Origin of the sequence: Candidatus Formimonas warabiya (assembly GCF_002777255.1) — a bacterium.
Lineage (GTDB): Bacteria > Bacillota > Dehalobacteriia > Dehalobacteriales > Dehalobacteriaceae > Formimonas > Formimonas warabiya.
Genome location: NZ_CP017634.1, coordinates 4975128 through 5000265 on the forward strand (window position 1 = coordinate 4975128; position 25138 = coordinate 5000265).

A 25138-nucleotide genomic window follows, 5' to 3' on the forward strand; every position below is an offset into this window, starting at 1 on the left:
CAAAAATGGCAATTTTCGAAGCATGGAACCAAAGTGTGATAGATTTTGTGAGAATCTAAATAACAGCCTTTTTTGCCCCCATAAAAAATAGACTAAAGGAAGCGATAATACGTATCACTTCCTTTAGTCATCTGAAGTGCTGTTTATCTTTGTGAGGTACCGGGTTCTACTTCCCAGTGCATTTAAATTACAGGATTAATTTGACAGAAGGAGGAGGTAAGTTTTTTTTGCCGAATAGGAGGGTATTAGGTAAGAGTTATGAGAAAAAGGGCTTTCCTAAAAAATAGAGTTAAGGGTGGGGAACAATGGATCAGGCGTTGATTAGTGCGGTGGAAAGAATAGACGAAAAGCGGGCAATGGAATTAGTGGAAAATCGGCTTCAGAATGGGATAGACCCGCTTTTTATTCAGGAACAGATACGCATAGGTATGGAAAAGGTTGGAGAGCTTTATGAAAAAGGGGAATGCTTTATTGCAGATTTAATCATGGTAGGAAATTTGTTTAAGAGTATTCTGGAAATGGAAGAAATGAAGCCAAGGCTGAATGCCTCTGCAAATAAGGCGGGCTCCATCGTTTTAGGGACAGCTTTTGGTGACTTGCACGATATCGGAAAAAACATATTCGGGAGTATGATGAAAGCAGTAGGTTTTGAGGTAATTGATTTAGGTATTGACGTTTCCGCAGAAGACTTCTGTAAAGCTGTTCAGGAAATCCAGCCTGATATTGTAGGGATCAGCGGAGTGCTAACTTTAGCTTTAGACAGCATGAAAGTGATCATTGGGGAATTAGAAAAGGCCGGGTTAAGGGACAAGGTTAAGATTATCTTAGGAGGGAATTGTATTAATCCTGGTGCTGGTTCCGGTTTAGGAGCGGATGCAAGTACGAAAGACCCCTCAGAGGGATTGCACATATGTTTATCATGGGTGAAACGGAATTAAATTCTGTAGCGAGTTATTTTTGAAGGAGAAACTGAATGGTATGAGCTTTCCAATTTATATCGAAATCTACAAAGATCTTAAACAAAAAATATTTCAGGGTGATTGGAATCCAGGGGATATGCTCTGGTCTGAAAATGAACTGGCGCAAAAGCATCAAACCACTAGGCTGACGGTAAGAAAAAGTCTAGCCATGCTCGAGAATGAAGGGTTTATTTATTCAGTCCCCGGTAAAGGATATTATATTGTTCAACCCGATCACAGTAAATATACTTTACTCTTTAATGAATTGAACAATGGAGAAAAAAATACCAGTTATAGTAAACTATTGGGTGTAGATGCCATTACACCTGACCCGGAGGTAAAGCAAAAGCTTCATATTACCGGTGAGAAAAAAGTTGTGGTGATCCTAAGGTTGGTGTATTCTAATGAAGAACCCATCGCATACGATGTGAAGTACTTACCCTATGACCGGGGAAAGCCGATTGTGGAAAAAGAGATCCAGTATGCCACCTTTCCAGATATGGTAGCTAAAAAGAGTTCTCCCTTTGCCATAAAAAAAGAATTATCTATCTTTACTGAACCATCTAAGCCCAAAATTAACAAAATGTTGCGTTTAAAGGAATCGGAGCCCTTATTAGTTGTGGAGCAGAGTCTCTATGATCAAGAAGACCAGCCGATTGGATGGGGGAAAACATATTACAAAGGGGACTATATGAAAATCAAAGCATATTCTTATTTTGTAGGAGTGCGGTAGTTAATAAAATTGGTTTTTCTGAATTTATCAAAATGCAATCGATCTTGATTGGTACGGGTGTAAGGTTTCTTCACCCGTATTTTATTTTCTTGTCCGAAAATATTAAAATTTAAGTTTTCTACTTTCTCAGCTGTAAGGTTGGATAGGATAAATTTTTATGATGCGCGGGGAGGAAATTAATTAAAAAAATAGAATTACTCTTTTATTGAATACTTGTATCCTATATTTCCGCTTTTTTATCCATTCTCTTTTATTTTTTGGGCAAAAGAGCAGGATAAAGGAATTTAGTGGTATAAGTTTGTATCCAAGTATACCAAATATTACTCAGGGGAAATAAGAAAAAGGGGGTATGGTCAAATTGGAAGGCGTTAACAAAATTCAAATGAAGGTCCCCTTAGTCGAAATGGACGGGGACGAGATGACCAGGATTATTTGGAATTCCATCAAAGAGATTTTGATCAAGCCTTATGTGGACTTAAAGACGGAATATTATGACCTGGGGTTACTGAAACGGGATGAAACGGACGACCAAATTACTATTGATTCTGCTTTGGCCACGAAAAAATATGGTGTGGCGGTAAAATGTGCCACGATTACTCCAAATGCCCAAAGAGTAAAAGAGTACAACCTGAAACAAATGTGGAAAAGCCCCAATGGCACCATTCGAGCGATCTTAGACGGTACCGTTTTTCGTACGCCAATTATTGTTGAGAGCATCAAGCCTTTGGTGCGAAACTGGAAAAAACCTATTTGTATTGCCCGTCATGCCTATGGTGACGTATACAAAGATGTGGAATACCGGGTACCGGGGCCGGGAAAAACGGAATTAGTCTATACGCCTGAAAAGGGAGAGGTGTCCAGACAGACTATTTATGATTTTGATGGCCCGGGAGTGATCCTGGGCATGCATAATCTGGACAAGTCCATTAAAAGCTTTGCCCGTGCTTGCTTTAATTTTGCCCTTGATCAAAAGAAGGAACTGTGGTTTGCCACAAAAGACACGATTTCGAAAAAGTATGACCACACTTTTAAAGATATCTTCGAGGAAATATTTGAAAAGGAATACCAGGATAGATTTGCCAGAGCGGGTATTGAATACTTTTATACCCTGATTGACGATGCCGTGGCCCGGGTGATCAGATCGGAAGGAGGTATGATCTGGGCCTGTAAAAATTACGATGGAGACGTGATGTCCGATATGGTGGCGACAGCCTTCGGCAGCCTGGCCATGATGACCTCTGTCTTGGTATCACCTGACGGGTGCTATGAATATGAAGCAGCCCACGGCACGGTAACCAGGCATTATTATAAGCATCTGAAGGGGGAAGAGACGTCTACCAATTCCATGGCCACCATTTTTGCCTGGACCGGAGCATTAAGGAAACGGGGAGAATTAGATCAGATCAATGAGCTTGTTAGATTTGCTGACAGGCTGGAAGAGGCATCGATCAGGACCATCACAGAAGGAGTCATGACCAAAGATTTAGCACAGCTTTCAGATCATGAAAACAAAAAGATTGTCAATACGGAAGACTTTCTCAGGGAAGTTAATCAGCGTCTGGCAAAATAATTAATTTTCCAGGTTTGATCATACTGTAGTGAACCTTCTGGGGTTTTGAGGATAAATTTATGCCTACTAACCACTATCAAGGAGGCAAGACATGAAAAAGTACAGTGTCAGTGTCAACGAAAAACACTGTAAAGCGTGCGGTATCTGTATCGGGTTGTGCCCTAAAGGAGTATTCCGGGAAAACTATCTGGGCAAAGCCGTAGTAGAAGAGGCGGACAAATGTGCGGGCTGTAAAATCTGCGCCCTCCATTGCCCCGACTTTTGCATTGAGGTAGGTGAAGATCATGACCGGTAAGAAAAATATCCGGCTCTTGCAAGGGAACGAGGCCTGTGCCCTGGGGGCTTTAAAAGCCGGGGTGAGATTCTTTGCCGGGTATCCCATCACCCCGTCCACGGAAATCGCCGAAGTCATGGCCAAAGAACTGCCCAAAGTGGGGGGCAAGTTCATCCAAATGGAAGACGAAATCGCCGGCATGGCGGCCGTGATCGGGGCCAGCCTGACGGGGAAAAAAGCGCTCACGGCCACCAGCGGACCCGGATTCTCTTTAAAACAAGAAAACCTGGGCTATGCCTGTATTGCCGAAATCCCTTGCGTCGTTGTCAACGTGCAAAGAGGAGGTCCTTCTACCGGTCTGCCCACCAGTCCTGCCCAGGGCGACGTGATGCAGGCCAGGTGGGGCACCCACGGCGACCACCCGGTGATTGCCCTTTGTCCCGCCTCCATCAAAGAATGCTACACCCTGGCGGTACGGGCTTTCAATCTGGCGGAAAAATACATGACCCCGGTGATCCTGCTCATGGACGAAGTGATCGGCCACTTAAGAGAACCCCTAAACTTCGACGAGGTCGCAGAGCTGGACATCCTGGAGCGGAAAAAACCGGAAGTTTCTCCGGAAGCATACATCCCCTTTGGAGCGGGAGAAGACGGCGTGCCGGCCTTGGCTCCCTTCGGTACCGGATACCGTTACCACGTCACCGGACTCACCCATGACGAAAGCGGGTTCTCCACCATGGCGCCCCAGGCGGTAGCACGCATGAACCAAAGAAACAGCACCAAAATCCAAAACCATCTTGCCGACATCCTGGCCTGGGAAAGCCAGGATATCGAAGACGCCGAAATCGTCATCATCGCTTACGGAGGCAGCGCCCGGTCCGCCAAAGAGGCCATGGACCGGTTAAACGCCCTCGGGCATAAAATCGGCTTCTTCCGGCCCATCACCATCTGGCCCTTTCCCGAAAAAGAAATCAAAAAAATCGCCGGCAAAGTCAAAGCCCTTATTGTCCCCGAAATGAACATGGGACAGCTCAAGCTGGAAATCGAACGGGCGGCGGGGGGGCTGACCAAGGTCATCGGCGTCAACAAAATAGACGGAGAACTGATCACACCCCAAGAAATCATCGATGCGGTAAAGGGGGTCCAATAACATGCAGCAAGCTTACGAAAAATACTTCCGGCAGGACCGGCTCCCCCACATCTGGTGTCCCGGGTGCGGCAACGGCGTCGTGCTCGGGGCCTTTGCCCGGGCCATGGCAGAACTGAACATCGATCAAAATCAAACCGTGGTCATCTCCGGCATCGGCTGCTCCTCCCGGGCCACCACCTACCTGGATTTCAACACCCTGCACACCACCCACGGGAGAGCCTTGGCCTTTGCCACCGGAGTCAAACTATCCGAGCCAAGACTGAATGTCTTTGTCTTCATGGGAGACGGGGATAGTTCCGCCATTGGGGGGAACCACCTGATCCATGCCTGCCGGAGGAACATCGACATCACCGCCGTCATCATCAACAACAACATTTACGGCATGACCGGAGGTCAATACTCCCCCCTCACGCCCACAGGGAAAAAAGCCACCACCGCTCCTTACGGCATGATCGAAAGGAACTTTGATCTTTGTGAACTGGTCAAAGGGGCCGGGGCCACCTATGTGGCCCGGGGTACCACCTATCATGCCAAACAGCTTACCGACCTCATTGTGGCGGGGGCCAAACACAAAGGGTTCTCCCTGATTGAAGCCGTCTCCCAGTGCCCGGTCAGCTACGGGAGAAGGAACAAAATGAAAAACGCTTTAGAAATGGTCAACTGGGCGAAAGAGCATGCCGTAAACCAAAAAGCGGCGGAAAAAATGACACCAGCCGAACTGGAGGGAAAATTCCTCATCGGAGAACTTCATCAATCAGCAGCTCCCGAATACACGGCGGAATACGACAAGCTCATCGCCAAACTACAGGGAGGAATAGCTTAATGGATCATGTACAATTGACAAGGGGCAATGAGATAGACTTGAATGCCTGGGAAGGGAATGAATGACAATGGGGGACAAATGGGAAGTGAGACTAAGCGGCACCGGAGGGCAGGGACTGATTCTGGGCGGCATCATTCTGGCCGAGGCGGGGATCCTCGACGGGTACAAGGCTGTCCAGTCCCAAAGCTATGGGCCTGAGGCCCGGGGCGGGGCGAGCAAAGCCGAAGTGATCATCAGCACCCGGGAGATCAACTACCCCAAAATCGGGGAAGCGGACATCCTGCTGGCCATGTCCCAGCAGGCCTATGATAAATACGCTACGGATCTCAGAGAGGGAGGAATCCTGATCATTGACAGCACTTTGGTTACGAATATCGGGGCGAACAAGGCGGCACACATTTACCGGATTCCCATCACGGAAATCGCCAAGAAAGAAACGGGCCTGGGAATGACGGCCAACATCGTCGCCCTGGGGGCCATCGTGGGCGTGACCAAAGTGGTAACCGAGGAAGCCCTGAAAGAAGCGGTGTTGGACAGAATTCCTGCCGGGACGGAAGAAATCAATCTAAGGGCTGTGCAGGCGGGGCTTACGGTGAGCCGGACGCTGGTGATATAAGAGGTTCAGGCATTTTAGAGACCGTTTGCCTATAAAATAAATTTTTCGTTAAATTTTTGTTAAAGGAAAGGAGGATATTGAGGCGGAGGGCCGAATATACCACAGTAATAATGGTATACTTGGATACATTAAAAAAGGAGGTATGCCCGCGTACTTTGTCTTGATTAAGTAGTACAATTGATGCTGAATAGCGAGCTCGAAATGTAGGATTGTTGACAATAGAACTCGCCGCAAACTGCTGACAGGTACAAGAAAAGCTACAGAAAACAGGGGAGGGAGGTAATGCTTAATAGGAAACAGAGAGGTAGGCCGTAACGTTTGTCCGGGAAAATCAGGCAACAAAAAGGGCCTACATTAGTATCCGAGGATGCAAGAGGAGAAGCACTTAGAAAAATTTAATAGTTAGTATATTAGGGGTGAGAGATTTGTGGTTAGATGGATTTGTTGCGGCACTCAGTTCAACTAATATACTGTGGCTGTTACTGGGTACATTGTTTGGGCTTGTGATCGGAGTTTTGCCTGCACTAGGCTCAAATTTTGGCGTGGCTCTAATGCTGCCCTTTACCTTTGGCCTTGATCCTGCTGCGGCGATGGTCTTTTTGACCGCAGTTCATGCTTCCTGCAATTACGGAGACTCTCTAAGCTCAATTCTCATTAATGTTCCCGGCGGGCCAGGTACAGTGGCCACATGCTGGGACGGTTACCCTATGGCGCAACAAGGCAGGGCCGGCCGGGCGTTGGGCATTGCTACCTTAGCTTCTTTTGTCGGCGGTGCGATTGCTTGGTTTTCCCTTGTGCTGTTGGCAAAACCGATTGGAGTCTTCTCTATGCAAATCGGTGCCCCGGAATATTTCGCCTTAGGTGTGATGGCACTTAGTTTGGTTTCTATCGCGTCCAAGGGAGAAACGATGAAGGGTATCATCATGGTTTGTCTCGGATTGGTGCTGGCATCTATTGGCCAGGATCCCGTAACCGGTACAAGTGTCCGTTATTCCTTCGGGATCCTCTGGCTGGAGGCCGGGATACCGGTAGTGGTATCCACACTAGGAATTTTTGCTGTTTCTCAGATTATGAATATGTTGGAAGAAGGAGGCTCCATTGCCAAGGCTGCCCATATTCAGGATCGGATTCTTTCCGGCTTCTGGGAGGTGGTGAAAAGACCTGTATCCATCATCAGGGCAGGAATTGTGGGGTGGTTTGTCGGTATTCTTCCGGCCCTGGGTGTTTCTTTAGCGGGAATCTCCACTTACCTGGTCGAAAAGAAGTATTCAAAAAATAAAGACCAGTTTGGCAAGGGTGCTCCCGAGGGGTTAGTGGCAGCTGAAGTGGGCAAAGGGGCCTGCGTAGTTGGTGATCTGATTCCCACGTTAACTTTAGGCATTCCAGGCTCTGTAACAGGGGCGATTCTGATGGGGGCTTTAGTGATTCACGGTATTGACCCGGGTCCCCGGTTTATGACGGCAGGAACGCTGCCTTACATCGTATTTGCCGGTTTATTGCTGGGGCAATTGGCTTACGTGATTTTCGGGCCCATGCTGTGCAAAATCCTGGTTCCCGTAATTACGCTTCCTAATGCACTGCTGGCACCCGTGATCACAATTCTCTCATTTTTAGGGGCCTTTGTAGAACGAAATTACCTGTTTGATCTTTTCATATTGATCGTCTTTGGCCTGATTGCCTATGGTTTAAATAAGGTTGGTTATCCGGTTGTCTGCCTAGTTTTGGGTTTGATTCTGGGGCCGATGGTGGAGCAGAACTTACACCGCTCCTTAGGTATTGATTACGGCTCACCATTGGTTTTCCTTCATCGTCCCATATCTGTTACGATCCTGGCCATTACGGTTCTTTTTTTAGCAGGCCCATACCTGATCAGCTTTTTTAAACGTTTCATCAAGGTAGAAAATGACATCTTCCAGGTATCAGCAGGGGAGACGCCAAATTCAGAACAAGTCACGGGAAAAGAGATCCTGACACTGGTGATATTAGCCGTCGTGTTTGTCACTTTTATTGTTTTAGGCCGAAACTATGAGCCCAGGGTAGCCTTATTTCCAAGTCTGTTTTGTATCTTGGGCCTTGCCCTCATTGGCATACGCGCACTGCATCTGGGATTATTCGCGTATCGTCATGGAAAAACAGGGTTGGTGGCAGCAAAACAAGAGAAAACCGGGAATGTTCCCATGATTCCCATGTGGTTGTTTAGTATCATGTTGCTGGTATTTGTGATTTGCGTATACCTGATTGGTTTTGCCCTAAGCAGCGCCTTATTCTTGCTGGCAGTCGCTCTTCGTGCCGGTTATAAAAATTGGTTGGTTCTAATACCTCTTTCCGTGGGTTCGGGAATTTTCACGCTGATTTTTGCCTGGCTATTAGAAATTTCCCTTCCTGCGGGGTTGTTATGGGAAAGTATACAGAGGCTCATATAAGGGGAGGTACTAACATGAGAAAAACAATGATTTCTTTAGGCTTGGTGCTCATTTTGACCGCCTTGTTGTTAGGGGGGTGCGGCGGAACCCAGACTACCGATACTTCCACACCGGAAGCTTCCCAGGCAGAGGTTAACTGGCCTGAAAAGGACATTACCTTTATTGTACCCTATAATGCAGGGGGCGGATATGATCTGAAAGCACGCTTGCTTGCCGAGTACATGCCCAAATATCTACCCAAGCAAGTGAACATTGTGGTGAAGAATGTACCTGGTGCAGATGCCAAGATTGGTACCTTGGAAATGCTCAAAAGCACACCCGACGGTTACACCCTGGCCTTGGCGGATCCTTTACATTTAGCCTTACTAGAGCTTGCAGGAGGTTTAGAGGGCCATGATCCCGCGAGTCTGGCCTGGATCGGCCAAATTACCAATTCACCCAGTCTCGTAGTCATCAGTGCCAACGGCAAATATAAAACACTTGATGAGATGAAGGGACAGAAGGTATCTTTTGCTACCTCGGGAGACAATATTCCGGCGATTAACTGCCTGGCTAAAGGAGTAGAGTGTGTTCCTACGCTCATTGCGTATAACGGTTATCCCGAGGCCTGTATGGCTGTAGCCCGTGGCGACGTGGATGTATTTATGGGTACGGCGGAATCGGTGTTTAAAAATATCACTTCCCTGGAGGGGAAATTATTACCGGTTGCTTTAATCGGGGGTCAAAGTTCCCTCGTACCTGACGTGAAAACAACGGAAGAACTTGGGTTTAGCAGTGTTGACGGCATGTCCGGCCGCTTACGCGTGATGCTGGCCGGCCCGCCGGACCTGGATGCCAATGTTACCAAGATACTGGTTGATGCCATGGATAAAGCCATGCATGATCCCGAATTTGTGGCTCAAGCGGAGAAAACCGGTTATGTGGTAGAACCGATCTCACAGGAAGAGGTAAAGAAAGCTGTTCAGGAATCCGTTGATGCAGGTAGGCAGTACGGTAAATAATCTTTTTCGACTCACGCTTAAACGGAACTGCCTCAACATGGAAGTTGAATTTAACCGGGATAACTTATCGTAAGTCTCCCGTGCTCATGGGGACTTCCCCAGCGCGGTCAGGGGATCCGCTTTTACCAGAAATGCCCCCCAAATAGTGCGCCCCTGATCGTTGCCCGCGGGAGTTCCAGCGAGCAAATTATGAAAATAAATCGATGGAGATGTTATGAATATCACTGAGAAAGTGTTCAACCGGATCGATGGCGAGGAAATTGCCTCTTTGGCCCTCCTGCTCGCAGATATTTACGGCCCTGTCGGTCATGAGGAACAGGTAGGCGAAACTGTCTTCAAATGGTTGTGTGATCAGGGATTTTCCGCCCAGAAGCAGATCGTTGCGGGAACCCGTTTCAATGTACTGGGGATGGTGAAAGGAACGGGCGGAGGAAAAAATTTGGCCTTTAACAGCCACATGGATACCCTTCCCGTTTTCCAAGGGGAGGCCCAAACCGGGGTGGAAAACAGGAAGGCATACCGGGCCTGGCGGGAAGGAAACAGGCTTTTTGGGTTGGCCATGCTCAATGACAGAGGCCCCATGGCTGCCTTTTTGATCGCGGCCAAGGCTTTGAAAGAGTCTGGAATCCGACTGAAGGGGGATCTGCTCCTAACTGCCGTGGTGGGAGAAATAGGCAGTGCTAAGATCGAAGAATATCAGGGAGCGGAATACCTGGGGAAGGGAGCGGGAACAAAACAGGCCATTATCGAGGGTCCACCCCTGGATTATGCCCTCGTTGCCGAGACCACAAATTTTGGCATTTCATGGGTCAACTCAGGAGTGGCCTATGTGAAAGTTACCGTTGCCGGGCAGAGCATTTATACACCGCGTCTCCGGGTGGAAGCCGGATCCCCTGTGACGGACCATCCCAATGCCATTGTAAAAATGAGCCTGGTCATGGAAAGGATTACCCGCTGGGCCCAGGAATACCAGGAAAAACACAAAAAATCGTCCCCCTGCGGGATGATTAGACCCAAGGTAAATATTGGTGCGATCAGAGGCGGCATTCCCTATTCCCCAAGCCAAACGGCGGCAAGCTGCAGTATCTATCTTGACATTTGGCTGCCTCCGGAAACGAGCCTGGAGGAAATACTTGAGGAATTGCAGGACGTTCTGGACCGGACCGGATTAAAGCTTCGGCCGGAAGTATATTTGTACCGGAAGGGATATACGGGAAAGGGCGGGGAGGAGTTAGTGGGCGCCGTATCCCGGGCTTACCGGGAGATCAGCGGTACGGAGCCACCTAGTGTTTCTGAGGATATTACCAGCATGTGGCGGGATACCAATGTCTATCATGAAATGGGGATTCCCTCTGTAACATTTGGGCCCATCCGGCACCAATCTCCGGATTTTCCGGACAAATATTTAACCGTTGCCGACCTGGTGATGACAGCGAAAATATACGGCAAAACAGCGATGAAGATTTGTGGCGTTGCGGAAGCATAAACTGTTTTAGGGACGGGAAAAGGCAGTTTAAGGAAAAAGTCAAAAGATTAGAAAAAATTTATCCGAACGAGGGAGAATTATAGAGGATAACAGACTTTATTGTCAAATATACATTGTGTATCATTAACACACTAAAGTAAAAATTTTTTTAAAAGCAGTGGATACTTGTATACGGGAGCGTGGTAACAATGAAAATTAAATTATCCCTCGCGTGCGGTGATTACGACAGAACACGTGCCCTGATTGATGGTACTGTCCGGATTCAAGGAATAGAATTCATTCCCGTCATTTTGTCTTCGCCTGAACGCCATAAAAGAATGTTGAAATGGGAGGAATTCGATGTCTGTGAATTATCGATGTCTTCCTATTTAGTTGCCCATGAGCAAAACCGGGATTATGTGGCCATCCCGGTATTTCCCCACCGGCGCTTCCGGCACGGCTATCTTTTCGTGCGGGAGGATTCTGAGATCCGGCATCCCCTGGATCTGGTGCATAAACGGATTGGTGTGAGAAGGTTTCAAAATACGGCCGGGCTCTGGCTGCGGGGAATCCTGGAAGAATATTATGGGGTGGAGCGAAAAAATGTACACTGGGTTACCGAAGATGATGAAGAATTAGATATCGTGTTTCCTCCCGGGCTTGATGTCAGGCGCATCGGGCCGGAAGACAAGAATCTGGACCAGTGCTTGTTGAAAGGAAGCATCGATGCGCTGATTTATCCCCAAGAGACACTCAGTCTCAATCAAAAAGACGGTACAAGGCGGCTATTTGATAATTATGCTGCCGAGGAAATGACCTATTTTAAAAATACCGGGATTTTTCCCATCATGCACACGGTGGTGATTCATAAACGAATCCTGGACAGGTACCCTTGGGTTGCCGGCGAAATCTATAAAGCCTTTTGTCACGCAAAAAAAGAATGCTATAAATACCTAAGGGATCAAAGGAAGTCAAGCCTGGTCTGGCATAATCATTATTTACAGGAGGAAATGGGCATGTTCGGGGGCGATCCCTGGCCCTATAACCTGAAAGATAACGAAAAGGCTTTAAATACCATGATCGGATATTCTTTGGCTGACGGCTTAATCAAAAAGAAGCCGCAGTTAGATGATTTGTTTGTAAGCAGCACTTTGGAAGCGGAAAAAGATGAACAATAAGGAGGGAAAGATTGTGTCAGAAAAAGTGTTGGAAGCTTGGGAAGTAAAAGGAAGGCTTCATGTCAGAGGTCTTGAAGGAGATTATGACCTCAAAGAAGAAAGGAGAAGACTCCGGGAACTACCCCGGGTGATTAAGGCCAGTCAGGTGCCTTTTAAGGGCGGTCCCAGAATGTTTAATAAAGTTCTTCTCGATCCTAAATACGGCAGCATACAGACCATCTACACCCATGTAAAGGAATTTCTGCCTGGGACGGAATCCCAACTGCATGGCCATCAAAACGACGCTTTGATGTACGTGCTCCAGGGCACTGGTTTTGATGTGCAGGATGGTGTCAAAATCGAGTGGGCCGCAGGTGACCTGGCCATCATTCGGGGAGGCACGGTGCACCAGCATTTCTGCACCAGCAAGATTCCGGCCAGAGTGGTGATCTTGAAGCCCAAATCTTTGGCCATGTTTGCCAATCTAACCTATCAGGAACTGATCAAGCCGGCAAGCAAAGAGCCGCTGATGGGCTGGGAAGGCTTTAAACCTGAGGACTAAAGGAAGGAGAGACGATCGATGAAAAAGTACCCAGAATCTGAGGTTTGGAATAAAGGGAGCAAAACAACCACCTATTATGAAGATATTCTGAAGGCAGCCAAGGAACGGCCGGAAAAACACGCAAAATTGATGAAGGTGATCCATCCGGAAGATATGCCTTGGGAAGAATGCTGTCATGGAAAAATCAAGCATGTGATCAACGATGAAATGGACGCCATCAGTAAAGCGATGAACCTCTATATGCAAGAGATTCCAGCGGGCAGTAAATCCGGGAAGCATCGCCATATGGCGGAGGAAGTGATTTTTGTCCTGGAGGGCCGGGGCTATGACCTGCACTGGGATGTGGATATGAAACTGACGGACCGCTATGAATGGATTGTCGCTGAAGAGCCGAAAAGATTTGACTGGGAAGCGGGGGACTTGATCGTGATTCCGGTCAATACGGTGCACCAGCATTTTAATGCTGATCCGGACCACCCGGCGCGCATTATGTCGGCGATTAATAATGTGTATAAAATGTTGGATTTTGACGATCTTGAGCAAATTGAACCGGCCCCGGAACAGGTAAAATAAAATCCCCCAAATCGCAAAAGGCATAAGAATGAAAAAGCCTGTCAAATTGAATGAATACTTAAAAGAGGGAGGTTTTTATGTTACATGCAGCTATAATGGGCCTTGGTGCCCTGCTAAGTCCACTCGCTCTGTTATTATTGGCGGTTGGCGTAATATTCGGCTTAGTGGTTAGTTTTTTTCCCGGGCTCGGCGGAGTAGTAGTTTTGGTACTGCTGATGCCATTTATTTATAATCTGGAACCGGCGCAGGGCCTTGCCCTGCTCTGGGGCGCCCATGTTGCCGTCTGTTTTGGCGGATCACAAAGTGCCATTCTTTTTAATGTGCCGGGGTCTTCCAAGAATGTGGCCGCCTGTTTCGACGGCTATCCCATGACCCAAAACGGGGAAGGAGCGAGGGCTTTAGCCGCTTCCGCCACATCTTCCCTGCTGGGGGGGATTTTCGGCGCCCTCGTATTATTGGTTAGTTTGCCCGTGATCCGGCCCATTATTCTGGTCCTTGGTCCGGCGGAGTATTTTATGCTGGCCTTGTGGGGCATCTCGGTGATTGCCTTATTTACGTCAGGCTCTTTCCTGAAGGGTCTGGCGGCGGCCGGCCTGGGGCTATTGATAGCCTTTGTCGGTATGGACCCCATGACAGGAACGCCCCGCTTTACCATGGGTTTAGTTTCTCTGTGGGAAGGAATTACGTTCCCTCCGGCTGTGCTTGGCATGTTTGCCCTTGCTCAAATGATTGAGTTGTTTGTGAGGGGCGGCGCTATCGTGAAACGTCAGGCTCCTGCAGCAACAAGCGGACCGCTGCAGGGCATCAAGGATACCTTAAGAAACTGGAGTTTAGTAATCCGGTCCAGTGTTCTGGGTGTCTTTATCGGCGCCCTTCCCGGAGTGGGCGGTACGGTGGGGAATATTATGGCCTATGGACAAGCAGTCCAAACTTCCAAACATCCGGAAAAATACGGCACAGGAATTCCGGAAGGGGTCATTGCTTGTGAAGCTGCCGTCGCTTCCAACGAAGGCGGCGGATTGATTCCTACCCTCACTTTCGGCATTCCGGGGGGAGAGGGTCCGGCGATCCTGATGATTGCCCTTTTGATCATGGGGATTGCTCCGGGACCGGAAATGATGACCAAGCATTTGGATATAGTGCTGATGATGGTTTGGATTATTGTACTGGCAAATGTGCTGGCCACCGGGATCGGGTTAGGGCTGGCCAAAAGGCTGGTGCGCATCAGCAGCCTGCCGGGAACGACATTGATTCCCTTTGTTTTTGTCATTTGCCTGATCGGCGCTTATGCAGTGAACAGAAGTTTCAGTGATGTGATCATCGCTGTCATTTTTGGCATTGTTGGTTATTACATGAAGAAATATGATTATTCAAGAGCAAACCTGGTCATCGGCATGGTCATGGGCAGCCTGATTGAACGGTATTACCACATTTCGGCGCGTCTCTTTGGCGACACGTTTTTTGTGACCCGCCCCATCGCACTGGGTCTCCTAATCGTGATCATTCTTACTACGGCCTATCCTCTTTACAGCAAACACCGCCGTAAAAAGAAAGGAGAGCTTACCGTATGAGTAATAGAACGCAAGAAAACATTGCAGCCGTGTTACTTTTAGTGGTTTTTGTTGCCATTGGCATCATGTCTCTTGATTATTCTCCCAGAGCCAGATTAATGCCATTAGCGATATCCATTGTATCAACAGTTTTAATCATCGCTCAGCTCATTGTCCAAAACAGCAAGGCTAATGATGTGGACTTGGCCATTGACACCATGGAACTCTTCGGCGCCACCGGCCTCAAGAAAGAGGGCCGGCGCAAAGCCGATGAAGAAGCGGCAAAGACCTTGGAAAAGGAAGTCATTAAGGGAACAAAAGAATCTACGGCCATTGGCATTCTATTGGGGCTTTTCGCCATGATTTATGTGTTTGGATACGTGATTACCATCCCGGTTTTTATTACCTTGTATTTTCGGTTATTCAACAAGTCTCCATGGTTGCGGTCTATCATTACCGGGATTGGAGCTACGGCAGTGCTTTATTTCTTTTTCAGCGTACTTTTGCAGATTAGCTTATACCCAGGGCTTATCGGCAAAATGTTTTAATCTATTGATATAAGGAGGTGAAATTCTCATAACAACCCTTTTTGTTCAATATCTAGGAAGTACAGTTGGAAGATGAAAAGGAGGAGATTAGATGTTGAAGAAGAAAATTTTGGTGGTTTTCTCAATCCTTGCACTTGCTGCATTATTTATGGCAGGCTGTGGCGGTAATTCTGCGCCTGCTGAAAACGGCACAGACGACCAAACCCAAGCAGAAGGAAATTTCTACCAGGGTAAGGAACTGCACATTGTGGTACCGCATGGTGCGGGCGGCGGCTATGATACCTATGCCAGACTGGTTCAGCCATACCTGGAGAAAAACCTGGACGCTACGATCGTGATTGATAACGTTACCGGCGCCGGCGGCAACGTAGGAAGAAACCAGGTTTGGGCTGCACAGCCGGATGGGCTGACGATTGGATTTACCAGCGGCACGGCAATGGTTTACAGTCAATTGTCTAAAAGTGAAGGGGTCCAATATGATGTAAACAAAGTAACTTGGTTACCTCGTCTCTATGGGGAGCCTTCCGTACTGGTTGTTCCTGCCAAAGGAAAATACCAGAGTATTCAGGATGTCATGGCGGCTAAGGATCCTGTTAGTTTTGCCGTATCCGGCGTGGGTGACGACGACTTCTTTGCTCTAGGTATTGAAGCCAAAGCATTGGGATTTGATGTTTTACCTGTTACGGGATATGACGGCACGAAAGAGGGTTCCCTGGCAGTCGTGCGTGGTGAAGTTGACTTATTCCAGACCTCTCTAAGCACCATGCTTCCGATGATTAAATCGGGTGACGTAAAACCGATTATGGTTGTTTACGACAAAGAAGTACCGGAGCTTCCCGGGGTTCCTACCGCAATAAGTCTGGCCCAAGGAGAGGGTGCAGATATGATCCAGACGGCGATCAACTTAATTAAGGTAAGCCGGGTCTATTTTGCTCCTCCCGATTTCCCGGCAGACCGGATCAAGGATCTTGAAGCAGGTATTGAAAAATCACTGCAGGATCCCGAACTGGTCCAAAAAATGAAGGATTCGGAAAAACCGGTTGAATATCTAAGCAGCGCAGACGTTAAGCAGCTTATTACCGATAGTATGGCCGCGGGAGATAGTATTGCTCCTATTCTGCAGGAAATTCTGAAAAAAGCTGAATAATTTTTATTCCCTATTCCAGGAGTCGGCATTTTTCATGCTGATTCCTGGAATCACTTTCTTCCTACCTGAGTTATTTATCATGGAGGATTTATTTGAAAAGTGTTAAGCATGAAGAAAATAAAAATAAAATAAAGATAGAATAAAGAAACAGAATGGAGGGGTTAGGCTTGACATTGTTATTATCCAATGAAGATGTAGAAAAAGTCATTACAATGTCGGAGACAATTGAAGCTTTGGAAGCAGCCTATCTGGAGATGGCCGACCAAAAAGCTTTATCACGACCCCGTTCGGATATTCTGATGGCGGGAGGGCAGCAAGGTCAGGATGTCTATGGATTCAAAAGCATGGAAGGGGCTTTGCTGAAAGAAGGCGTTGTAGCCCTCCGCTTTAATTCTGATATTATTCGCTGGCCGGAAAGGGCCGGTGTGGTGATTAGAGAGAAAGTGCCTTCCTTACCTGGCGGACGCTGGCTCGGTTTGATCCAGCTTTTTAGCGCCGTGACAGGAGAATTGCTGGCGATGATCTCGGATGGTGTGATCCAGCGTTTTAGAGTGGGCGGTACCAGCGCCCTGGGCGCCCGTTATTTGGCCCGTGAGGAAGCGGCAACCGTCGGACTTGTGGGAAGCGGCTGGCAGGCAGGAGCCCAAGCCATGGGGTTGTGCGCTGTCCGGCCGGTGCGCAAAATCCGGGTTTACAGTCCCAATTCGGAACACCGGCAAAGTTTTGCCGCAGAGTGGTCAAAAAGGTTGGGCATTGGGGTGCAGGCGGTACCGACAGTCGAGGAAGCGGTGAAGGATAGCGATATTGTGTGTCTGACCACCAATGCGGTAGAGCCTGTCCTGAACGCCGGGCTGGTGAAACCGGGTCAACATGTTTCCGCCATTAAGCGGGGAGAAATCGGTGATGACATTTTAATGCGGAGCGATGTTTTGGTGCTTCATACCCAAGAAGGAAAGCCTAAGCATTATTTTGTGGGCGGACTGGAAGTTTCCGGCCTTAACAAAGCTTATCGCCCCATGCCTCGGGAGGCTGATGGGGATATCACGGCTTTAGTGCAGGGCCGGGTAAAAAGAAAGGACCAGGCCCAGATCACCTGTTTTCTGAATAACATGGGACTTGGTTTACAATTTGCGGCGGTGGCCCACCTGGTGTATCAAAAGGCACAGGCAGCGGGGTTAGGCAGAATATTACCCACGGAGTGGTTCACCGAAGATGTCCATCCGTAAACTTGGGAAACCTCATGGAAAAGAGGCACTATTATCAGCAGGTTAACAAGGAAAGACTTTTCAGTTGGTGTATGAAGTGAAATAGTGCTTTGCATAGAAAGGGCTTGTTTGATCGAAAAAAAGGTGGATGAAAGGATCTGCCTTTTTCTATAGGTTCTCCTGGAAATTTTAGCAAAACATTTATTTCGCTGGCTTCCATGATTCAGGAAGGAATATTTAGAAACTTGCTTCCATTACGGCAGGAATATGACCACATAGAAAGGACGTTTTCGATGGAGGGTCTGGGACAATTACAGGCGCGCATACAGGAAGTGCAAAATGCAGTAGGCAAGGTGATCATGGGCAAACCGGAAGCAGTAGAATTGTTATTGGCAGCACTGCTGTCAGGCGGGCATGTCTTGATTGAGGATCTGCCCGGTACAGGCAAAACGACTTTAGCCAAAGCTTTAGCCCGATGTTTGGATTGTTCCTTTCAACGGATTCAATTTACCCCGGATTTGATGCCGGCAGATGTCACCGGGTATAATTATTTTGATCAAAAAGATGAAATATTTCGCTTCCGGGAAGGACCCGTGATCAGCAATATCGTCCTGGCGGACGAAATCAACCGGGCTATCCCCCGCACCCAGTCAAGCCTTTTAGAGTGTATGGGTGAGGGCCAGGTAACAATTGATGGGGTAACCAGAGTGCTCCCCCGTCCCTTTATCGTTTTGGCTACCCAAAACCCCATTGAGCAGGAAGGGACCTTTCCTTTGCCGGAGGCTCAGTTAGACCGGTTTTTGTTTTGTTTGCATATCGGCTATCCCAGCTCAGCAGAGGAGAAATCCATGCTGCATGCCTATAGCAGTAAGGAACCGATCCATGCTTTAAGGCCCCTGTTGACTCCGGTAGAACTGGAAGGTTTCAAGAAATTGTGCACCCAGATTAAGGTGGAACAATCTCTGCAAGATTATTTGATTGATATTTGCCGTGCCACTAGGACCCATAAAGCGGTAGCCGTAGGGGCCAGTCCCCGGGCCAGTCTGGGATTTTTCTATGCATCCCGGGCCTTAGCGGCTCTCCGGGGCCGGGATTACGTAACTCCGGACGACATCAAATACCTGGGGGAAACGGTTTTGACCCACCGTTTAATTCTCAAGCCTAGGGAAAGAATGGGGGGCTTAACCGGAGCGCATATCGTCCAGGAAATTTTAGAAACGATTCCGGTACCGGTGTTTGGGGAGGAAAACGGTCATGCCGAATAGTGCCCGGGTGCACCCCTATCATGGTTATGTGATTTTTAGCGACCGGGGACTGTGGGGATTAATAACCCTGATCCTGATCGCGGTATATTGGCGCTATTACCCGCTGGCCATACTGGTTACCCTTGTGGCCCTTGTCTGGCTCTTAAGCCGTGTGTGGGCTAAATTTGCCCTGGAGGGTGTGATATTTGGGGAAACGGCCACCATCGGGGAGGTTTTTCCCCACACTCCTGTGAAAGTAGAAATATCGGTAGGAAATAAAAGTCCTTTGCCTGTACCCTGGCTGGAGCTGGAGCAGGCCCCATCCAAGGAAGGGGGCAAAGTGGAAGAAGGAAGTCCTTATCAACTGGAAGAAGATGGCCGGCGGGTATGCCGTCTGGGGTGGATTTTCCGGCATCAAAACTATACCTGCGCATATGTGATCAGTTTTAAACGCAGGGGGTATTTCCGTTTTGGGACAGCCCGGCTCAAGAGTGGGGACCCTTTTGCCTTCTTTGCCCGGGAAAGGGCGGTAAAAAAAATTCCTGAGCTCATTGTCTATCCCCACCTGCTGCCTGCCGACCGGTTTGAGCTTCAGCGCAGAGACCCCCTGGGGGAAAAAGCCGATCTCAACTTTCTCTTCACAGATCCTTTACTGGTGACAGGAATTCGTGATTATCAAGAGACAGATCCGCTCCGGCGCGTAAATTGGAAAGCCAGCGCCCGCTTTCACTCCCTAAAATCAAATATCTGGGAAGGAAAGGCGGCCCACCGGAGCTGTATTTTTCTGGAGACAGCCAGCCTGGCGGCCCGGCCCTGGTCCCCGGAAAAGGCGGAATTTGCCTGGGAAATATTACTGAGTTCGGCGGCTACCATCGCAGAAGGGATGACAGAGAAAAATCAGGAGTGGGGTTTTCTTACGGATGTGCTGCTTCAGCCGGAAAATCCGCAGCCTTATTTCATGGCGCCGGCATCCGGCAATCAAAGGGGCCGTTTTTTTCAACTTCTTTCTCTGCTTGCCTGTTTGGAAAGCGGGTGCACTAGAATAAAGCCGGACCAGGTGTTCCAGGCGGTAAGCATTCCCCCCGGGGTCACCTTAATTATTCTTTCCGCAGCGTCCGGCTGTGAACTTCATGAGAGCTTGCAAACGGTTGCCCAGCGGCACAAAGTAATTTGGATGCAGTTGGAACCGGAAAGGGAATATGAAGGAGTCTGGGAGCAAATCTCATTGATACCGGGCTGGGAAAAAGACGCCTCTCTAAAAGAGTTCCTGGGCTTAACTCCGGTGGACGAAGCGCCGGAAAGTGGGCCCAAAGGTAAAAGGGGAAATGAAATATGACCGCCCTATTAGAGGGAGTACAAATTGTTTGTTTGATTTATCCCTTGGCAGCGGCCCTAAATCCCGGGTTTGGACTGGGGAGTGCCATGATTCCCTGGTGGCTCTGGGGAATCACCATCGCTTTGGCCCACATGGGCAACAGGTGCTTTCTGCGCCGGGCCAGGAGTATGCTGGGGCTGATCCTGTTTAACATCTTCCTGGGGCTGCTGGGTGGCGCTTTACCGGTAGTCGTTTTACAGATGCTTACTGCTGCCCGGTGGTGGCCGGGCGCATGCCCCGGGATCGTGGAAATAGCCCTGCTGTGGCCCCTTTGTGTTTACCTGCTCATGGAACCGCTGTCTTCAAGGGACCGGGTCCGGTTTTTAGAAATCGGGCTGGGCATCATGACGCTGCTGGTCATGGCGCAGCAGCATTTTTCCCTGGAGATCCCCTTCTTTTGGCTGGGGGCAGGCGGTTTTGTATTCATGGGATTACTTCGTGAGGCCTTAGCCCATTCCGAAGGATTTCCTTCCCGGCTAAATTTTAGCCGGTGGAGCGCCGGGTTCCCCCTTTTGCTCAGTGGTTTCTTTATGGCAGCAGGCCTCTTTTTAGGGTGGCTTGTGGCGACGGATCGATTCACCCACCTTTTGGATAAAGTGATCCAGGCCTGCGTCCAACTATTGGGCCTGATCGCCCGCTTTTTCCAGATCACCGGGTTAGACAGAACTGTTGAACCAACAAAAAGCCTGCCCAAAATATCCGGGAGTGGTTCCGCTGGGGCCTATTCCGCTTTTGGGGATAGCGCTCCCTTATGGTTCATGATCATTCTCTGGACAATTCTGGGCATCCTGCTCATCCTGATCTTGATCCAGGCTGTAGTCGGCTTACGGAGAATCCTCCGGGTCCTTCTGGATTTGAAACAGTCTCTTCCCCACGATCAAAAAGAGGGTGTTACCTTTCGTTTTCATGGGAAGAGGCTTAAGGAACAGCTGGCCCGTATCTTAAAATGGTTTTTTCACCGGGTCAAAGAACTTGTACGAGAATGGTTACCCCTTCCTCCCCGGGGTGTGAAAGATTTATATTATTTCTTTCTCAGATGGGGGCGGCGAAATGGTGTGCGCAGGGCTGTAGGAGAAACACCCCAGGAGTACCTGGACCGGCTATGTCCTCTGCTCAAAAAGAAATATCCTCAAATGGCGGATTCCCTTGCGGATTTAACGGCAGTTTTTTATCTGGAACGTTATAAAGAAGCCGGTCAGCCCTTTTCCCAGGAAAAAATTAATTTTGTCCTCAGGAGCTTAAAAGTGGTAAAATTAGACCAGGGAAAGAAAATGAATTAATCCGGCGAAAAAATTTATATTTTTTGCATGAAAGAGAAGGGAAAAGAAATTTTTTAGAGAATAAATATTGTATCCAAGGATACAACAAATTTTACGATGGAGGTAGATCGATGATTAGAGATTTAAGAGATTGGTTGGAAGAAGTTAAAAAAATGAACGATTTGCAAGTGGTAGAGGGTGCCCACTGGGATAAGGAAATCGGGGGCATTATCGACCTCTATCAAAGGAAAATGGGGCTGCCTGCATTGATGTTTGACAAGGTGCCCGGTTATCCTTCCGGTTACCGTGTTCTGGCCAATTCCTGCACTTCTTTGAAGAGGATTGCTTTGTCCTTTGGTCTGCCGGAAAATACCAATGAACTTGATCTGGTGATGTTTTGGCGTAACTATTTGAAGGACTTCAAAAAGATTCCCCCCAGACTGGTGGAAACCGGCACCATTATGGAGAATGTTTCCCAGGGAAAAGATGTGGATATTATGAAGTTTCCCACTCCTCTATTCCATGAATTGGACGGGGGCAGATTTATTGGCACCGGGTGTATGGTCCTAATGAAAGACCCGGATACGGATTGGATTAATTATGGCGCCTACCGGGTGCAGATTTATGATGCCACCACGGCATCCGTGATGATTTCCAAGGGGAAACAAGGCCATATCATTATGGACAAATACTTTAAGATGGGTAAACCTTGCCCGGTTGTAATAGTGGCGGGAATGGATCCCCTTTTGTTTATGATGTCCGGGATGGAAATACCTTATGGCGTAGGAGAATATGATGTATGCGGCGGGCTAAGAGGCGAAGCCGTTGATATCATTAGCGGCCCCGTTACCGGCCTTCCCATCCCTGCTGATGCGGAAATCGCTTTTGAAGGATTTATCCATCCGGATGATACCATCAAGGAAGGTCCTTTCGGAGAGTGGACCGGCTATTACGCAAGCGGCGTGAGAAACCAGCCCGTGATTCGTGTGCAGAGCCTGCTGCACCGGAATGATCCTGTCATTCTCGCTGCTGTTCCTGCCGCTCCCCCTTGTGATGATACCTATTACAGAGGATTCTTGCGATGCGCCGCCATCTGGGATGAGGTGGAAAATGCCGGGATTCCGGGCGTTAAAGGAGTGTGGGCCCATGAAGCAGGGGGCGGCCGCATGTGGACGACCGTCGCCATTAAACAAATGTATGCAGGACATGCCAAGCAGGCCGGCCTGATTGCTTCTCAATGCCATGCCGGCGCATACGCAAACCGGTTTACCGTGGTCGTTGACGACGATATCAATCCGGCCGATATGGATCAGGTAGTATGGGCCATGTGCACCAGGACCGATCCCAGGGAAGACGTGGAGATCCTCAGAGGGTGCTGGAGCACGGCCCTGGATCCTATGAGCTATCCCGACGACAAACACGTGATCAATTCGCGCTTGGTCATTGATGCCTGCCGGCCTTATCACAAGCTGGACAAATTCCCCAAAACCTGTGAGAGCAGTCCGGAACTGAAGGAAAAGCTGATCAAGAAATGGCCGGAATTATTTCCCCCGGAAATACTGAAACAGATTCTTTAAATTGGGAAAGGGGTTTGCCCGCATGAAAATAGTGGTTGGCTTATCAGGGGCATCAGGGGCAATTTATGGCATCCGCATGCTGGAGGCCTGTAAGGCCTTAAGCATTGAGACCCATTTAGTGGTAAGTGCATGGGCGGAAGTGACGATTAAACAAGAAACCGAATACAGCCTGGACCAAGTTTATGGTTTGGCAAACTATGTTTACCCGAATCAAGATATGGGCGCAGCCATATCCAGCGGTTCTTTCCGTCATGACGGCATGGTGATTATCCCGGCCAGCATGAAGACAGTAGCCGCCCTGGCTCACGGCTTCACAGATAATTTAATTCACCGGGCCGCCGACGTGACCATGAAAGAAAAACGAAAATTGATCCTGGTGCCCCGGGAAACCCCTCTTCATGTGATTCACCTGCGTAACCTCCTCACCTTAGCGGAGGTGGGCACGGCGATTATACCGCCCATGCCGGCGCTCTACCAAAAGCCGGTTACCGTAGGTGAAATTGTCGATCATTTGGTGGCCCGTGTGTTGGACCAGTTGGGCGTAGAGCATAACATGATCCACCGGTGGACGGGGATACCCAATGCCCCTTCTCTCGGGCCCCGCGGGGAAGATTAAGAGAAGGATCCTTAGAAAAGGTTAAAAAATTAGGGGCGGACCGAAAATCCAATTTCGTTCCGCCCCTGTTTTTCACGATATCATCCTATTCACCTTTTCCCATAGTTCTTTTTCGCAGCAACAGCCGGAGAATTTTTCTATCACTTCGCCTTGTTTAAAAATCACCACACTGGGTATCGTGGTAACACCATATCTTTTCGCCACTCTTTGGTTGCGATAGGTATCAATTTTAACCAGTTTTACTTTACCATCTGTTTTTGAAACGATTTTCTCCAATGTGAAAACCGCTTCAATACTGGCTTCTATCTGGGGAGTCCAAAAGGCAACCAAAACCGGTTCTTGAACAGCCAGCACGCTTTCCTGAAAACCTTCTTCTTCCGCCAAGTATTTTTCTGCGGCAACGGCGGCAATCGCCCCGTCACTGGCGGCGGTAATTACCTGGCGCAGATACTTCATTCGGGCATCTCCCGCCCCATAAACCCCCGGCACCGAGGTTTCCATCAGATCGTTGGTAATCATATATCCCTGCTCATTAAGTTTCACTTTTCCTTTGAGCATTTCGGTTTTAGGCACCGTTCCCACAAAGAAGAAGACGCCGTTGGTTTCCCTTTCGGAAATCTCGCCTGTTTTGATGTTCTTGATCATCACGCTTTCCACCAGGCCGTCTCCCTTAATCTCATCCAGCACGGAATTCCACACCCATTTAATTTTCGGATGAGCAAAGGCAACTTCGGCACTGGCTTTGTTGCAATCTAAAATCCCTTCGTCATGAATCACAATAATCGTCACGGTTGACGCGAATTTAGTCAGGTATATGGCTTCTTCCACTGCGGCGTCGCCGTTCCCTACAACGGCTACATCCAGTTCCTCAAAAAAATCGGCGTCACAAGTGGCGCAATAGGACACTCCCTTGCCCCTGAATGCTCTTTCTCCTTTAATATTTAAAGTTCTGGGTTCCGCACCCGGCGCCAAAATAGCAATTCTGGCCCGGTACTGGTGGCCGCTTTTTGCTTTAAATATTTTGATCTCGCCGCCCAAATCCAGATCCACAACTTCTTCTCTGATGATTTCCGTGCCAAAACTTTTGGCATGTTCCGCCATTGCTTCCATTAATGCCGGACCCGTTGTCCCCCTGGAAAACCCGGGGTAGTTTTCCAGGTCCTGCGTAGTAGCGGCCTGCCCGCCCGGTTTTCCCTTTTGCAGAATTGCGGTTTTTAAACGTGACCGGGACCCGTATATACCTGCAGCTAAACCGGCCGGCCCTCCACCAACAATAATGATGTCGTAAATCTCAGACATGTTTTACCACCC

At 48.6% G+C, this 25138-nt stretch carries 23 protein-coding genes; 22 read left to right on the forward strand and 1 reads right to left on the reverse strand.

Features of this window, described 5'->3' with window-relative positions; all coding sequences use genetic code 11:
• Positions 1-305 precede the first annotated feature (305 nt).
• The 22 genes from DCMF_RS22670 (at position 306) to DCMF_RS22775 (ending at position 23827) form a co-directional block, all read left to right on the forward strand.
• Positions 306-938, forward strand: a complete 633-nt coding sequence (locus DCMF_RS22670) for a cobalamin B12-binding domain-containing protein (protein WP_148136532.1) — start codon at positions 306-308, stop codon at positions 936-938.
• 40 nt (positions 939-978) lie between these two features.
• Positions 979-1692 (forward strand): GntR family transcriptional regulator, encoded by a 714-nt coding sequence (locus DCMF_RS22675; RefSeq protein WP_148136533.1) that lies wholly within the window; start codon positions 979-981, stop codon positions 1690-1692.
• Positions 1693-2041: 349 nt separating this feature from the next.
• Positions 2042-3262 carry an NADP-dependent isocitrate dehydrogenase gene (locus DCMF_RS22680; protein WP_148136534.1) on the forward strand — a complete coding sequence of 407 codons (1221 nt, stop codon included), beginning with the start codon at positions 2042-2044 and terminating at the stop codon, positions 3260-3262.
• Positions 3263-3353: 91 nt separating this feature from the next.
• Positions 3354-3557: a 4Fe-4S binding protein gene (locus DCMF_RS22685; protein ID WP_148134251.1), complete on the forward strand. Its 204-nt coding sequence runs from the start codon at positions 3354-3356 to the stop codon at positions 3555-3557.
• The gene (locus DCMF_RS22690) at positions 3547-4686 is read left to right on the forward strand and encodes a 2-oxoacid:acceptor oxidoreductase subunit alpha (protein ID WP_148136535.1); all 1140 of its coding nucleotides are present in this window, start codon (positions 3547-3549) and stop codon (positions 4684-4686) included. Before DCMF_RS22685 ends, DCMF_RS22690 begins: the two co-directional genes overlap by 11 nt.
• Before the next feature lies 1 nt (position 4687).
• Positions 4688-5509, forward strand: a complete 822-nt coding sequence (locus DCMF_RS22695) for a 2-oxoacid:ferredoxin oxidoreductase subunit beta (protein ID WP_148136536.1) — start codon at positions 4688-4690, stop codon at positions 5507-5509.
• Between the two features lie 61 nt (positions 5510-5570).
• Positions 5571-6125: a 2-oxoacid:acceptor oxidoreductase family protein gene (locus DCMF_RS22700; RefSeq protein ID WP_335582362.1), complete on the forward strand. Its 555-nt coding sequence runs from the start codon at positions 5571-5573 to the stop codon at positions 6123-6125.
• Positions 6126-6550: 425 nt separating this feature from the next.
• Complete coding sequence (locus DCMF_RS22705; RefSeq protein WP_148136537.1) at positions 6551-8548, forward strand: tripartite tricarboxylate transporter permease; 1998 nt, start codon at positions 6551-6553, stop codon at positions 8546-8548.
• 14 nt (positions 8549-8562) lie between these two features.
• Positions 8563-9549 carry a tripartite tricarboxylate transporter substrate binding protein gene (locus tag DCMF_RS22710; RefSeq protein ID WP_214658825.1) on the forward strand — a complete coding sequence of 329 codons (987 nt, stop codon included), beginning with the start codon at positions 8563-8565 and terminating at the stop codon, positions 9547-9549.
• A gap of 214 nt (positions 9550-9763) precedes the next feature.
• Positions 9764-11035: a M20/M25/M40 family metallo-hydrolase gene (locus DCMF_RS22715; RefSeq protein ID WP_148136539.1), complete on the forward strand. Its 1272-nt coding sequence runs from the start codon at positions 9764-9766 to the stop codon at positions 11033-11035.
• Positions 11036-11223: 188 nt separating this feature from the next.
• A complete protein-coding gene (locus tag DCMF_RS22720; RefSeq protein ID WP_148136540.1) occupies positions 11224-12192 on the forward strand; it encodes a substrate-binding domain-containing protein in 969 nt (322 codons plus the stop codon).
• 13 nt (positions 12193-12205) lie between these two features.
• Positions 12206-12733, forward strand: a complete 528-nt coding sequence (locus DCMF_RS22725) for a cupin domain-containing protein (protein WP_214658826.1) — start codon at positions 12206-12208, stop codon at positions 12731-12733.
• A gap of 18 nt (positions 12734-12751) precedes the next feature.
• Positions 12752-13306 carry a cupin domain-containing protein gene (locus tag DCMF_RS22730; RefSeq protein WP_148136542.1) on the forward strand — a complete coding sequence of 185 codons (555 nt, stop codon included), beginning with the start codon at positions 12752-12754 and terminating at the stop codon, positions 13304-13306.
• Positions 13307-13383: 77 nt separating this feature from the next.
• Complete coding sequence (locus DCMF_RS22735; protein WP_148136543.1) at positions 13384-14877, forward strand: tripartite tricarboxylate transporter permease; 1494 nt, start codon at positions 13384-13386, stop codon at positions 14875-14877.
• Positions 14874-15404, forward strand: coding sequence for a tripartite tricarboxylate transporter TctB family protein (locus tag DCMF_RS22740; protein WP_148136544.1), 531 nt, complete (start codon positions 14874-14876; stop codon positions 15402-15404). Before DCMF_RS22735 ends, DCMF_RS22740 begins: the two co-directional genes overlap by 4 nt.
• 91 nt (positions 15405-15495) lie before the next feature.
• Positions 15496-16551, forward strand: a complete 1056-nt coding sequence (locus DCMF_RS22745) for a Bug family tripartite tricarboxylate transporter substrate binding protein (RefSeq protein ID WP_148136545.1) — start codon at positions 15496-15498, stop codon at positions 16549-16551.
• 167 nt (positions 16552-16718) lie between these two features.
• A complete protein-coding gene (locus tag DCMF_RS22750; RefSeq protein ID WP_214658827.1) occupies positions 16719-17777 on the forward strand; it encodes an ornithine cyclodeaminase family protein in 1059 nt (352 codons plus the stop codon).
• 272 nt (positions 17778-18049) lie between these two features.
• Positions 18050-19021: an AAA family ATPase gene (locus DCMF_RS22755; protein WP_148136547.1), complete on the forward strand. Its 972-nt coding sequence runs from the start codon at positions 18050-18052 to the stop codon at positions 19019-19021.
• Positions 19011-20336, forward strand: coding sequence for a DUF58 domain-containing protein (locus tag DCMF_RS22760; RefSeq protein ID WP_148136548.1), 1326 nt, complete (start codon positions 19011-19013; stop codon positions 20334-20336). Before DCMF_RS22755 ends, DCMF_RS22760 begins: the two co-directional genes overlap by 11 nt.
• Positions 20333-21655 (forward strand): DUF4129 domain-containing protein, encoded by a 1323-nt coding sequence (locus DCMF_RS22765; protein ID WP_148136549.1) that lies wholly within the window; start codon positions 20333-20335, stop codon positions 21653-21655. The genes DCMF_RS22760 and DCMF_RS22765 overlap by 4 nt, the downstream gene beginning before the upstream one ends.
• 110 nt (positions 21656-21765) lie before the next feature.
• Positions 21766-23211 (forward strand): UbiD family decarboxylase, encoded by a 1446-nt coding sequence (locus tag DCMF_RS22770; RefSeq protein ID WP_148136550.1) that lies wholly within the window; start codon positions 21766-21768, stop codon positions 23209-23211.
• A 22-nt stretch (positions 23212-23233) separates the two neighbouring features.
• Positions 23234-23827, forward strand: a complete 594-nt coding sequence (locus DCMF_RS22775) for a UbiX family flavin prenyltransferase (RefSeq protein ID WP_148136551.1) — start codon at positions 23234-23236, stop codon at positions 23825-23827.
• Between the two features lie 72 nt (positions 23828-23899).
• On the opposite strand, the gene trxB is transcribed toward DCMF_RS22775, so the two are convergent.
• Positions 23900-25126, reverse strand: a complete 1227-nt coding sequence (trxB, locus tag DCMF_RS22780) for a thioredoxin-disulfide reductase (RefSeq protein ID WP_148136552.1) — start codon at positions 25124-25126, stop codon at positions 23900-23902.
• Positions 25127-25138 lie beyond the last annotated feature (12 nt).